Raw genomic sequence first — 13,694 nt, 5'->3', positions numbered from 1 at the left:
GTTTTTATTAAATGTTATCTCCTTTGGTTTTTATTAAGTCTTTATATCAGAAAAAACGTCTTTTCTAATTCTTCTTCAATCTTTCAATTCAAATTATTTTCTATTTACATAAACAAATCCATATCTTTTTGTTATACCCTCATGTGTTGAAACTAAGTCAATCAAACTTCGTGCCATATAACCAATTATTTTAACTTCATCTTCAATTTCTAAGGGCATTTATTTAATATGTTTTGATAATATTCAATTCTGTAAGAGTATGCACTTTTTGATCATTTTCAAATACATCTTTTGCACCAATCCGATTTTCGTAAACATAATTGGTAATTGATATCTGTCGTAAACTTCCCTTAATGTATTTATGAAAGCAAGATGGATCAATTTCTTAGGCATATCTATGCTTAATATTCTTCTCGCTTATCTGTATTAAAATATACTGTGGAAATATTAGATGCATGACCTATTTTTAAATCAGGGTACATTTTTTTCCATAACTTTATCGCCTTTGCCTGTTCAATATTTAGGCGATTGCATTAATTGTCATGCACTAACTTTTTGATTTGCTTGAACTACTCCAATAACTTGCCTGCCAAATCAAACATATTTAATTTATTAATTGTTAATCAATACTTAACTTTTGATCCAAAATTTTTAAACAAAATTTTAGAATATATTTTAAATAAATTTGTAAATTCATTTGTCCATGCAACTCTAACCTCTTGAATAAAGTCTGGAGTGTCAAAGTGAAATATTGCAACGACTGGCTTAATTTTATTTTTTATAATTCTCGGCCAAGAAATGCAAAATCTATAAGACTTAAAAAACTCATTTAAGCTATTAATAATACAGCCTTTTTTCAAGTATTATAATGAATCAGATGCAATTTTAAAACTTGCTTTTGTTACAAAATAACTTGTATATTAATACTTTGCGTTTTATTAGAAAAAAAGGTTAAATTTTTTTTGTAAAAACTACTTTCTTTTATTGAAAGTAGTTTTTACAATATTAGAGTAAAGTTGCCCTACGAAAATTGACACTGCTATATTTCTTTGAACAAATGAAGGCCAGTTTTTAATAATATCTATATTTGCAATATTTTGAAATTCAACAGGGATTTTCTCTTGTTGTTTTTCGCTAACAAGAATAAATACGTTTGAAAAGTTTTCTTTTTTAAAGTTATTTTTTAAATTATGCAAGTCTGCTATTATACTTTCGTTATCAGGACCACTTATCATTGCCAAGACTGTCTTATTTGAATTTTCCATAAAATTAATACCATTAAAATATGCATGATTTATTAGGCTTGTTTTAATACCTATTGAATTAAGAGAATTGCTCATAAATTCAGCGGATGATTGAAGTTGGTAAGAGTAATATATTAAATATTCTTCACTTGATAAAATATTCTTCACTAAAAGGGTTAAAAATGGTTGATTTACATCTAACCATTGGAAAATTGGATTAAAAAAAGTTCTTTCAGTTTCAAATATTACCTTATTTACTGAGTCATAATCTTCTAACTCCTTTTTAAGTAAAAATCAAAATTCTCTAAAACCTGAAAAGCCAAGAAACTTACTAAACTTTGTTATTGTAGACTGACTAACAAAACATAATTCAGATAATTCTTTTTGGGTTATATTAAGTTCTTTATTTATTAATTTTTTTATTATTATTTCGGCAATAAACTTATAAGTTGAATCTTTATATTCATTCGCAACCGAAGTCAATTTTTCAATGGCACTTTTCATTAAAATTCCTCCGCTAGTAAACAACTAGGTGTTTATCTATCTTTATAATTTTAATTTAAAATATGTATTTTGGGTTAAAAAACCTAACAACTTTATTTCATTTAAATCAATTGATCCAACTTTATTATATCTACCATTATAATTTTCAAATTGATCTTTTAGAACAATATGTATCTTGGCTTTATTTCTTTCGTCCATGTTGTTAACTATTATTACATCTCCTTTTTTAAAAAATTATATTCAGCTCTTTTATTTAAAACTGATTTTTTGTTAAAAATGCTTGGAGCGCAACTTCTAACAAAATACTCATTTATATCATTTATTCTATAATGCATATTAGAATTAATTATTTCAATTTCTTCTTTTGTCAGACCTTCATCTAGAGTAATATTAATTTCTTTTGTGTATCTTGAAACAGATGCTAATTTTTTTAATTCTTCTTTTGAAGCATATGAATTACCTAAAATACCGCACTTTATTTGATCTGAATAAAATAGTATTTTGCTTGTGCGTCTATTGGTATTTTTCTTTGAATTTCAAGTGTAGGTAACTCTTTTTGATTTATTGCTGGAGTCATATTCCCTATAGAAGAATCAACAAAAGCACTTATATAAATATTATGTTTTAAAAATTTTTTATTAGCTTCTTCAAAAAAAACAAAGGGTAATCCTGTGTGTTTAAATGGAAAAAAATATGACAACCTGATGACTTTTCTACAACGGGTTTATATTGAAATATTGTCAATTAAAGAATCATTATTTGACATGCTTATTTGCAAATCAAATTCTTTTGGATTGTCTATTGCAAATGCAAACGCCATTGCTTTAAGTGGAGTATACATTCTTATACAAGAAACTCCTATATCAAAAAAAGTGAGAAAAAATTGATTTATTTAACTTTTCTAAATACTTTTCTTCAACTTCTGAAATTGTATAAAACCTATATCATAAGCATATTTGATTGCCTTTAATACTTTATTTTGTTTACATTCTTGGTCAGAGTGATTAACAAAATATAATAACGAAGTAAAAACAACCTTATATCTCAAAATTTTTGCCAAATCTAAATATTCCTTATCTTTTTCAAATGGAGACTGTTCTGGATAAATTCATATCTCTATTTCTCTTTTTATATTATTCTAATTTATTTAAATTAATTATTTGCTTTTATTTAAGCTTAAAAAATAAAGAAAGTTATTTCTTATATAGAAAGTTATTATATATTTTGCATACAAAATAAAAAAAGTGAAAAAATCACTTTTAAATATCCTTAATCTTCTTCAAATTCTATTTCTTCTTCTCCGTGTTTGCGATATTCTAACATTACTGCTTGAATTTTGTTTCCCTCGCTTAGACGAATTCCTCTAACTCCCGCGGCTGCTCTTCCTAAAACAGGAATGTCTGATGCTTTAGTTTTGATTAAGTTTCCATCTGTTGAAATAATACATACTAAGTCAGTTTCTCTAGCTGCAATAATTGATTTAAAGTCACCTGTTTTTTCATTTAGATTCATAACTTTAATTCCTTTACCATTACGCCCTGAAATTCTATATTCATCAATATTTGTTTTCTTAAAACTTCCTTTTGAAGAAATTGTTGTAATATTTTGAATTCCAAATGAACTTACTGCACCAACTACAACATCATTTTCATCAAGCTTAATAGCTTTAACTCCTGATGCTGTTCTAGATAGTGGTCGAACGATATTTTCTTGAATTCTAATAACTTTACCTGATTTATTAGCAACAAAGATTGTATCTTCTCCTGTTGTTGGGAATACTGTAACTAATTGATCATCTTCTTTTAAGTTAATAGCAATCTTACCATTTTTATTAATATTATCAAATAATGAAATATCAGTTTTTTTAATCATTCCTTTTTCAGTAATAAAAGTTAAGTAATTCATTTTTTCTTTTACATTTCTTAATGGAAGAATAGCTGTAATTTTATCATCAGCTGTTAAACCATTTAAGAAGTTAACAATTGGTAATCCACGAGCTGTACGTGAGTATTGTCTAATGTTATATGCTTTTGTTCTAAACACTTTTCCAGAATTAGTAAAGAATAAAACTCAATCGCGCATTTTCCCCATTGTTGAAATAATAATTGGGTCATCATTTGCTGAGTTTACACTAACTCCTCTACCACCACGTTTTTGTACTCTAAATTCTTCAGGATCAACACGACGAATGTATCCTTCTTCACTTAAAAGAATCATTGTTTTGACATCTGGGATTAATTCTTCATCTTCAATATCCATCAATCCTTCATCAATTGTTTCTGTTCTTCTGTTGTCTCCGAATTTATCTGCAATTTCAGCTAATTGGTTTTTTAAAACATTGTTTTGTTCAGTTTCATCAGAAATTAATAATGTTAAGTAATCAATTCTTTCTTTTATTTGAGCCATTTCTTGTTGAATTTTTCCACGCTCTAATCCAACTAAACGTTGTAATCTCATATCTAAGATTGCCTTATTTTGTTCTTCATCAAAACCAAATTTTTCAGTTAATTTTAATTTAGCTTCGTTTGACTCAGGAGAACTTCTTAAAATATTAACAATTGCGTCAATATTGTCTAAAGCTGTATCCAATGCTTCTAAGATGTGGTAACGTTTTTCAATTTTATCTTTCTCAAAGATTGAACGTTTAATAATTACATTAATTTGGAAATCAACATAATGTTTAATAATTGTTTTTAAATCTAATAAAACAGGAATGTTATTATGCAATGATAATAAGTTTAATGAATATGTTGTTTGTAAATTAGTAAATTTATATAACTTGGATAAAACAACATCTGGATTTGAATCACGTCTTAATTCAATAACAATTCTAATTCCTTCGTAGTTAGATTCATCACGAATATCTGAAATACCTTCTAATTGTTTAGTTTTAACTAACTCAGCAATTCTTTCAATTAATTTTGCTTTATTAGTTTGGTATGGAATTTCAGTAATAATGAATCTTGCATGACGATCATTTTCTTCAAGAGCTACTTTAGCACGAATTGTTACAGCGCCTCTTCCTGTCTTATATCCTTCACGCATTCTGATACCATTTGTCATTAATGCACCAGTTGGGAAATCTGGCCCCATAATATGATTATCTAAAATTTCATCAATTGTGATTTCTCTATTATCAATAAATGCTGTAATTGCACTTATTACTTCTCTTAAGTTATGAGGTGGAATACTTGTTGCCATCCCAACAGCAATCCCCATAGCACCATTAGCTAATAAGTTAGGGAAATAACCTGTTAAATAAGCTGGCTCTCTTTCGCTAGCATCATAGTTATCAACAAAAGGAACAGTATTCATATCAATATCTTTAATAATGAAGTTTGATACTTTTGCAAGTCTTGCTTCAGTATAACGCATAGCGGCGGCTCCATCACCATCAATTGAACCAAAGTTCCCATGTCCATCAACTAGTGGATAACGGTATGAAAAGTCTTGAGCCATTCTTACCATTGAGTCATAAACAGCTGTATCACCATGTGGGTGGTACTTACCAATAACCTCTCCAACAATACGTGCTGATTTTTTGTGTGGTTTATCTGCTGTAATACCTAAATCATTCATCGCATAAATAATACGACGGTGAACAGGTTTTAAACCGTCTTTCAAGTCTGGAAGCGCACGACTAACAATAACAGACATTGAATATTCTAAAAAGTCTTTTCTAACCTCAGCAGCAATATCAATACCTTTGATAATACCGTGGTTATGTTCTAAGTTTTTTTCACTCATTTTAATTCACCTTTTCTATTCTTTGTCTAGAAATCTATGTTTTCTACAAACTCTGCATTTTCTTGAATATAGTTTCTTCTTAATTCAGGGTCTTCTCCCATTAGGTCAGAGAATACTTCATTAGCAATTGCAGCATCTTCTAATTTAATTTGTAACATTGTACGTCTTTCTGGATCCATTGTTGTTTCTCATAACTGAATTGGATCCATTTCTCCAAGTCCTTTGTAACGTTGAATCGTAAATCTTGTGTCTTTAAAGTCACCTGCTTTTAGTTCTTCAAGTTCAGCATCACTATAAGCATAAGCAACTTTTTTACCTGCTTCAATTTTATAAAGTGGTGGTTGTGCAATATAAACATGTCCATCAACAACCAATTGTTTCATGTATCTATAGAAGAAGGTTAATAATAATGTACGAATGTGAGCACCATCGACATCAGCATCAGTCATAATAACAATTTTTCCATATCTTAATTTTGATAAATCAATATCTTCTTTAATACCAGTACCAATAGCTGTAACAATTGATTTAATTTCATTATTAGCAAACGCTCTAACTTCAGCAACACGTTCTACATTTAAAACTTTTCCTCTTAAAGGTAAAATTGCTTGGAATCTACGGTTACGGCCTGTTTTAGCAGAACCTCCAGCTGAATCCCCCTCGACTAAATATAATTCAGCAATTTCTGGATCTTTACTTTCACAGTCTGCTAATTTACCAGGTAAAGAAAATGTATCTAAAGCTGATTTTCTTCTAGTTTCTTCTCTTGCTCTTTGCGCAGCAATTCTCGCTTTTTGTGCATTTGCATTTTTATCCAAAATTGCTTTTGCATCTTCTGGAGATTTTAATAAGAACTCTTCAAAAGCATCACCAACAACAGCATCAACCGCTCTTTTAGCATCTGGGTTGGCTAATTTTGTTTTAGTTTGTCCTTCATATTGTGGATCAGTATGTCTAATTGAAACTATACATACCATACCTTCTTTAATATCATCTCAAGAATATTTAGCAGCTGGCTTATTACCAGTTGCAACTTTTTCTGCATAACGGTTAATAACTCTTACTAAAGATTGTCTTAATCCATCTTCATGAGTACCACCTTCGTGAGTATTAATATTGTTAACAAATGTAATTAAATTTTCTTGATATTCTGCGTTATATTGTAAAGCCACTTCAACTTCTATATCTTCATGTTTATCATCAACGTAGAAAATGCTTGGGTTAATTTTTGCTTTTGTTTCGTTTTTTTCTTTAACGTAATCTAAAATACCATTTGGAAAGTGGTATTCAACATGCTTATCAATTCTTAAATCGTTTAATTCAATAACTAAGCCTTTGTTTAAGTATGAAAGTTGTTTTACTTTATTTCTAATTGTTTCATAGTCAAATTCAGTTCCCTCTAAAAAGATTTCGGGATCTGGTTTAAATCTAACTGTTGTTCCGGTTTCGCTTGTTTCACCAATGATTTTAATTTCGCTTTGTTGAGTACCTCCACCACTAAATAACTGATGGTGGATTTTTCCTTCACGCTTAACCTCAACATCAACATATAATGACAAGGCATTAACTACTGAAGCTCCAACCCCATGTAGTCCTCCTGAGATTTTATATGAATCCGAGTCAAATTTTCCACCAGCATGTAACTGAGTAAAAACTAATTCTAAAGCTGATTTACCTGAGTCAGTTTGAATTCCTACAGGAATACCACGCCCATTATCTTGAACGATGATTTCTCCTTCTTTAGTGATAGTTAAAATAATTTTGTTTGCAAACCCTGCCATTGCTTCATCAACAGAGTTATCCATAATTTCTCAAACTAAGTGGTGTAATCCAGCTTTAGATGTAGATCCAATATACATACCTGGACGTTTTCTAACAGCCTCTAAACCCTTAAGAACTTTAATCGATTCAGCACCATAATTTTGTTCTGCCATATAATTTATTCACCCATTTCTTTCTAAGTTCACTTAATATATATATTATATATTAATTTAAGTAAATTTGGTCATAAATAGACAATGAGCCTTTTGACCATAAAAACTATATATTTTTGAAAAAAACCTTAAAAAATACCCTTAAATTGCTTTATTTAGGCATTTATATAAATAAAAATGAAAAAATGTCTGATTTGCAGACATTTTTTAAAGTTTTTTAAATATTTTAATAAAATCTTCTAATCCAACAACTTCGGGTCTCAATGTCTTATCTATTTTAACTTTATCTAAAATTAAATTTGCTTTCATTTTATCATTAGTTACATTTGACAGATTATTCAAAATTGTTTTTCTTCTATTATTAAAAATTTTTCTTAAGAAAGCTAAAAAATCTTCTTTATTTTCAATTTCTTTAGTGTGTTTATTAGTAAAAGTTAAAGAAATAATTGCTGAATCAACTTTTGGAACTGGGTAAAACATATGTTTTGGAACTGTAAACTCATATTTTTTATCTGCAAAAAACTCACAAGCTACAGATAAATTATTATAATTATTTTCACCTTTATAAGAACAAACTCTAACTGCTACTTCTTTTTGCATCATGAATACAGCTTTATTTAGATTTTCACTTACATTTAAAGTTCTAAATAAAATTTCACTTGTTATGTAATAAGGCATATTAGAAATAATTGAAACCTTTTGATTCTCATGTTGTTTGTGTTCTTTTATTAGTTTAGTAAAGTCAACTAATAAAACATCTGATAAAAATAATTCAAAATTTTTATTCGGAATAGCTGATTTTAAAATTGGTTCCATATCAGTATCAATTTCAATTGCTACTACCTTATTGTATTTTTCAACAAGTTGTTTTGTTAATGCACCTGTTCCTGGACCAATTTCAATAATTAGTTGATCTTTATCTTCACCTAAAATAGAAATTATTTTTGTTATTAAATTTTGATCACTTATAAAATTTTGTCCAAATTTTTTCTTTGCTTCAACTTTCATTTAAGCTCCTACTATTTCTTTAACTTTTTCTACATTTAAATTCATTCAATTCAATCATTTAAATAATGTTTTTGAACTTAACTCTTCATTTAAGTTAAATTGCTTTGCTATCTTAATTCTATTCTCTTTTAAATAAAAGTTATTTGAAACATACTCATTTCAAGAAATTGATTCATTATTTTTATTATATGTTACTAAATTTTCTAAAGCTTTTTTTATCGCTTCATTGCTTGCTTCAGCTATTCCAATTTTTTTAGATTTAGGATCAACATCTGTTTTCAGTATAAAAGCGTTATACACATCTTTATTTATATGATTAATCAAGGTTTCTCTTATTCTTTTACCTGGTCCATCTGGATCTGTAAAAATTATAATTTTATTATTTTCACTTAATTTCTTAATTAATTCTATTTTTTTTTCATCTAATCCAAGTCCGTTTGTTTCAACTGTAATTAATTTTTCACCATAAATTTGCTTCAATTTTTGTGAATCTGATTTACCTTCAACAATAATTATCTCATTTAACATTAATTCACCTATATCTAACATTAAGTTTATTATATACTATAATTAATGTTAGAAAAGAGAGGAAACCTATGAGCAACAAAAAAATTGGTATTGTTTTTGGTGAAGAATTTACAAGAATAATTTCATCAGAAAAAGGAAAAATATATGACGACTTTAGTTTAGTTTGTTGAAATGTTTTAACAACTGAAATTGTTTTATATGGTCGTGATGTTAAAAATACTATAGGAAGACTTGATGACCCTTTAAAAGTTGTAAATATTCTTGATAAATATGTTATTCAAGATTTAGAAATTTTTAAAAGTTACGTTAATGTTCTTATTGAAAAGTTCAAAGATGAATTTAATGAGGCTGATATTGTTATTGCCTGTCCTAACTCTGACAATGATTTTATTCAAGAATTCTTTAAAACAATATTTAATGATTTAGCAAAAATTAATTCTTTAACTTTTGCTCCTAGAATTGTTCTTTCAGCTCTTGGTGCAAATGCAGACATTAATGATGAGTATGGTGTTTTAATTTTAGATATTCATCAAGCATATGCAAAAGTAGCTTTAATTGTTGAAGGTGAAATAATTAAAGAAAAAGAAACAATCTATGCAGAAAAATATTTAGATGAAGCATTAAATCAATTTATTAAAGAAGAATATTCAATTTCAGTTGATAGTGATATGATTGAAAAAATTAAATGATCATTGGGAACTATTATTAAATTGAGAGATGAATTAGAATTAAGTATTGTTGGTAAAGATATAATCACCAATGAAAGAAGAAGTGTTGTTTGTGTTAGTGAAGAATTTAAAAAAATATTTATTAAATCATTCACAAACTACAAATCATTAATTATTTCAGTACTAGAAAATTCTTCAGCACTTGTTAGAAGTGGTGTTGTTAAAAATGGAATATACGTGACTGGTGAATTATCAGGAATAAGTGGCGTTAAAGATTTTTTTGAAGATTTCTTTAATTTCCCAGTAACAATATCAAAAAAACGTGGTTATTCAGATATTGAAGGTTCAATTAAATTTTTAAATTTTAAAAAATAAAAGTGAAGTTTATTTATAACTTCACTTTTATTTTATTGATGATAAAAACTTCAATATATCTTCTTCAACTTTTTCTTTATTAATATCAAACAAAATTTCATGTCTTTGTTTTTCATAAAGTTTCATTTTTACATTAAGTTTTTGTTGCTCAAACATTTTATTTGTTTTCTTAACACTTTTTCCATAACTACCAACTGAATCGTCTAAACCTGAAATCAAAAATATTGGTTTTTCTTTGTTTATTCTTTTTAAATTTGATTTCTTTTGATTATATATAAGTCCTGAAAACATATCTTTAAATGCAGCTGATGTAAAAATTTGACCTGTTAATGGATCTTTTATAAAGTTATCATTATTTTCATCATCATTTGATAGTCATTCAACACCCGTTGAGTTTTTATTCTCAAATCTTTTATTTAATTTTTTATAACTCAACTTTCAAATAAATCTATCTTCTTTATTATTCTTTCTCAAACTTTGTCTAAACTTAGCTATCAATAAAGAAATTTGTAATAAAAACTTAGGATATCATGCTGTTCCACTAATTATATACCCATCTATTTTATTCAAATAATCTATCATGTAGGTTCTAGCCATAAAACTCCCCATTGAATGACCCAACATAACTATTGGTAAATTCTTGTAATTAGTTTTAATAAATTCGTTAACTACGTCTAAGTCATTAACAATTTTATTTCAACCATTTTTTGAAGAAAAAAAACCTAACGTTTGATTATTTAATTTTGCTGTTTGACCATGTCCTCTATGATCATTACCAACAACAATTCAACCTTTTTTATTCATTCTATTTGCAAAATCATTGTATCTTAAAGCATGTTCACAACTTCCATGAACTAATTGAATAATCCCCTTTGTTTCATTGACTTGATCTCATATATAAATTTGTATTTGTTTTTTATCAAAAGTTTGCAAAATTTCTTTTTTCATATAACTCCTTTATAAAATAAGAAGTTATTATTTCTAAATAATAACTTCTTAAACTTTTATGCATAAGTTGGCAATACAACTTGTTTTAAATCACGTTTTTGTACACCTGTTATTAAAACTGGTTTGTTTTGTGAATTAAATGTTAAGTTAATTAATTGATCGTCAAAAGTTCTAATTGCTTCAATTAAATATTTAGTATTAAAATTAATATTTAAATTTACATTTCCTTCATATTTATAATCTGTGAATTTCTCTTCATATTTTGCAGCTTCAGCAACATTTGTTTTTAAAATGATTTCAGATTGTTTAATTTCTAAATTAACAACTGAAGTTATATTTGACTCTGTAGTTAATTCGAATCTATTTAATACTTTTAAGATTGATTTAGCATTTAACTCAAGTTTTATTTCATGAGTCATTGGGAATGCTGAGTAAACATTAGGATATCTTCCTTCAATTAATACTGATTGTAATAAATCATTATCTAATTTAAACGTTGCATTTCCATCATGAATTATTATTTTAAAATCCTTAACATTATCAATTAATTTTGATAATTCTGTTAATGTTTTGTATGGAATTATAATATCAACTTCTTCATTTGTATTATCATTTAAAACAATCTCTTTTAAACTTACTCTAAATAAATCTGTTGTTATAAATGAAATTTTATTATCTTTAATTTTTAGATTCATACCTGCTAAAACAACTTTTTGGTTATACATGTTAATTGAATTAATTGTTTGATTTAAAGTGCTTTTAAATTCATAAGGATTAATTGAAAGTTCTACACCTTTTTCAATAAAACCTAATAATGGGAAATCTTCAACATTTAAAATTGAAACTTTAAGACTTGATTTTTCAGTTATTATTTCTAATTCATTTTCACCAAAAGTTGATAATGTGACAAAATCACTGTCCAATTTTCTTAATAATTCTAAAATGAATTTTGGTTTAACTAATATTCTTCCAGGTTGTTCAATAATAAGATCAGAATTTTCGTTATTTAGTTCTGATTTAAAAGAAGTTAAAGTATTAGCTGAAATAATAGTTAATTTATCAAAACTTGCTTCAATATAAATACCTAATAATGCAGGATTAAAAGATTTAACTTCAATAATTTTACTAGCTCTTGATAATTCATCTAATAAAAAATCTTTGTTTATACTTAATTTCATATTACACCTCTTTTTACAAAATATATTATCTCATATTTAATTAATAAAAACAAAGAAAGAACCTGTCTATTTTTATATTATATTTATTGATTCTATAGATAAATTTAATAATAGTGTTGATTTGTGAATAACTTCTAAAAACCCATATAGTAAAAGGAAAAAATGATAAAAATAATCAACAAGAAACAATTCTTTTCCACAAAAAAAACGGTGTTTAAAAAACACGCGTTATCCTGTTATTTCATTTTTTAAAGATTCAACAATTTTTTTAAATTCTTTTTCCTTATAAATTAGTTTTTCAATTCTGGAAATTGCACTTAAAACAGTACTGTGATCTCTACCACCAAATTCTGCACCAATTTGCGTTGAAGTATGGTTTAAAATAATTTTTGCAAAATACATAGAAAGATGTCTAGCATTTTTAATATCTGTAGTTCTTGCTTTTCCATCAATTGCTTTTATTGTCACGTCATATTTTTTAGCAACAATTTCTTTAATTTTTTTAACATTTAACAATCCTAAATTTGCTGAGGGAGTATCCTTAAATAAATCAATTACATCATCAAGCTCAATTACATAAGATTCATCATTTTGAATACCAAAAAATGAAAGTCTATTAACTAAACCTTTTATTTTTCTAACATCATCACTAAAGTTTTGTGCTAAATAAATAACAGCTTCTTCTTTAATTTTTTGCTTTAATCCTTGTTTTTTAATTTCTCATTCAATGATAAGTTTAGCTGTTGGTACATCAAGCGCAGTAATTGGTGTTGTTAGCCCAGAATTAAAACGAGTGATCATTCTTTTATCAAAACCATTTAATAATTCGGGTGTTTTATCACTTGAAAAAACTAATTGTTTTCCATTTTCTGTAAAATTGTTAATAATATTAAAGAAAAACTCATTTGTTTTGTCCTTTTTGCTTAAAAACTGAACATCATCTAATATAAAAAAGTCGTTAAGATTCATTTCATTTTTTAAGGTTTCAATTTCGTTAAAATCTCCTTTATTAAGGGCATTTACAACAGTTTTAGTAAAATCTTCACTAGTTAGATAAAGAACTTTTTTATTATTTAATCAAGCCTCATTTTTAATAGCTTGTAGCAAGTGGGTTTTTCCTAACCCTGATTCACCATAAATGAATAAAGGGTTAAAAGTTGAACCAGGATTTGAAACAACACTTTTGGCAGCTAAATTTGCTTGCTTATTGCTTGCCCCAACAATAAAATTGCTAAAAGTTAATGCATTAGTAGGTAGCTCTTTTTCTGAAACAGCTTGCACTTTAATATTCATAGGCTTATTTTTATTGAATATTGTTTTTGTTGAAAACTCAACTGAAACAAATTCGCCTAAAACTGTTTTGAATTCATAAATAAATACATCTTTTAGCTCATTTAAAATTGTTACACCAAGATTAGATCTAACAAGAATTACATACTCTTTACTTGAAACATTAATAAGTTCAGAAGTTGTTATATATTCTTCAATAATATCAGCATCAATTAAATTTTCATTTTTTAATTTACTTATTATTTGTTCTCACAATTTTTTTGTTTCCAT

Annotated in this window: 13 protein-coding genes and 1 pseudogene; 1 reads left to right on the top strand and 13 read right to left on the bottom strand. The window is 26.7% G+C overall.

The window, feature by feature from the left end; translation table 4 throughout:
- Positions 1–93 precede the first annotated feature (93 nt).
- From CK556_RS03915 to rnmV, 10 genes and pseudogenes are all read right to left on the bottom strand, one after another.
- Positions 94–219, bottom strand: coding sequence for a family 1 glycosylhydrolase (locus tag CK556_RS03915; RefSeq protein ID WP_169728219.1), 126 nt, complete (start codon positions 217–219; stop codon positions 94–96).
- A gap of 350 nt (positions 220–569) precedes the next feature.
- Positions 570–860 (bottom strand): family 1 glycosylhydrolase, encoded by a 291-nt coding sequence (locus CK556_RS03910; RefSeq protein ID WP_084545431.1) that lies wholly within the window; start codon positions 858–860, stop codon positions 570–572.
- A gap of 111 nt (positions 861–971) precedes the next feature.
- Entirely contained in the window at positions 972–1,748 is a 777-nt protein-coding gene (locus CK556_RS00060) for a MurR/RpiR family transcriptional regulator (protein WP_027875851.1), read from the bottom strand.
- A gap of 42 nt (positions 1,749–1,790) precedes the next feature.
- Positions 1,791–1,967: pseudogene (locus tag CK556_RS00055) on the bottom strand (phospho-sugar glycosidase domain-containing protein); the annotation flags it as partial.
- Positions 1,968–2,223: 256 nt separating this feature from the next.
- Positions 2,224–2,448 carry a MupG family TIM beta-alpha barrel fold protein gene (locus CK556_RS00045; RefSeq protein ID WP_027875852.1) on the bottom strand — a complete coding sequence of 75 codons (225 nt, stop codon included), beginning with the start codon at positions 2,446–2,448 and terminating at the stop codon, positions 2,224–2,226.
- A 201-nt stretch (positions 2,449–2,649) separates the two neighbouring features.
- Positions 2,650–2,856 carry a MupG family TIM beta-alpha barrel fold protein gene (locus CK556_RS04075; RefSeq protein WP_420845529.1) on the bottom strand — a complete coding sequence of 69 codons (207 nt, stop codon included), beginning with the start codon at positions 2,854–2,856 and terminating at the stop codon, positions 2,650–2,652.
- Between the two features lie 161 nt (positions 2,857–3,017).
- The gene (gyrA, locus tag CK556_RS00040; RefSeq protein ID WP_027875853.1) at positions 3,018–5,495 is read right to left on the bottom strand and encodes a DNA gyrase subunit A; all 2,478 of its coding nucleotides are present in this window, start codon (positions 5,493–5,495) and stop codon (positions 3,018–3,020) included.
- Between the two features lie 26 nt (positions 5,496–5,521).
- Positions 5,522–7,429, bottom strand: a complete 1,908-nt coding sequence (gyrB, locus tag CK556_RS00035) for a DNA topoisomerase (ATP-hydrolyzing) subunit B (RefSeq protein WP_027875854.1) — start codon at positions 7,427–7,429, stop codon at positions 5,522–5,524.
- A 207-nt stretch (positions 7,430–7,636) separates the two neighbouring features.
- Positions 7,637–8,437: a 16S rRNA (adenine(1518)-N(6)/adenine(1519)-N(6))-dimethyltransferase RsmA gene (rsmA, locus tag CK556_RS00030; RefSeq protein ID WP_027875855.1), complete on the bottom strand. Its 801-nt coding sequence runs from the start codon at positions 8,435–8,437 to the stop codon at positions 7,637–7,639.
- The gene (rnmV, locus tag CK556_RS00025) at positions 8,438–8,965 is read right to left on the bottom strand and encodes a ribonuclease M5 (protein WP_027875856.1); all 528 of its coding nucleotides are present in this window, start codon (positions 8,963–8,965) and stop codon (positions 8,438–8,440) included. It lies immediately after the preceding gene.
- Between the two features lie 68 nt (positions 8,966–9,033).
- On the opposite strand from rnmV, the gene CK556_RS00020 reads away from it, so the two are divergent.
- On the top strand, positions 9,034–10,008 hold the full coding sequence (locus tag CK556_RS00020) for a rod shape-determining protein (protein WP_027875857.1): 975 nt from the start codon (positions 9,034–9,036) through the stop codon (positions 10,006–10,008).
- A 27-nt stretch (positions 10,009–10,035) separates the two neighbouring features.
- Here the strand turns inward: CK556_RS00020 and CK556_RS00015 are convergent, their stop codons facing one another.
- The 3 genes from CK556_RS00015 to dnaA form a co-directional block, all read right to left on the bottom strand.
- Positions 10,036–10,956: an alpha/beta fold hydrolase gene (locus tag CK556_RS00015; protein ID WP_027875858.1), complete on the bottom strand. Its 921-nt coding sequence runs from the start codon at positions 10,954–10,956 to the stop codon at positions 10,036–10,038.
- Positions 10,957–11,012: 56 nt separating this feature from the next.
- Positions 11,013–12,134, bottom strand: coding sequence for a DNA polymerase III subunit beta (locus tag CK556_RS00010; protein WP_027875859.1), 1,122 nt, complete (start codon positions 12,132–12,134; stop codon positions 11,013–11,015).
- A gap of 228 nt (positions 12,135–12,362) precedes the next feature.
- Positions 12,363–13,694 carry a chromosomal replication initiator protein DnaA gene (dnaA, locus tag CK556_RS00005; protein ID WP_027875860.1) on the bottom strand — a complete coding sequence of 444 codons (1,332 nt, stop codon included), beginning with the start codon at positions 13,692–13,694 and terminating at the stop codon, positions 12,363–12,365.

The sequence above is a fragment of the Mesoplasma chauliocola genome, assembly GCF_002290085.1.
Lineage (GTDB): Bacteria > Bacillota_I > Bacilli_A > Mycoplasmatales > Mycoplasmataceae > Mesoplasma > Mesoplasma chauliocola.
This window is presented reverse-complemented; position numbering and strand designations above follow the sequence as displayed.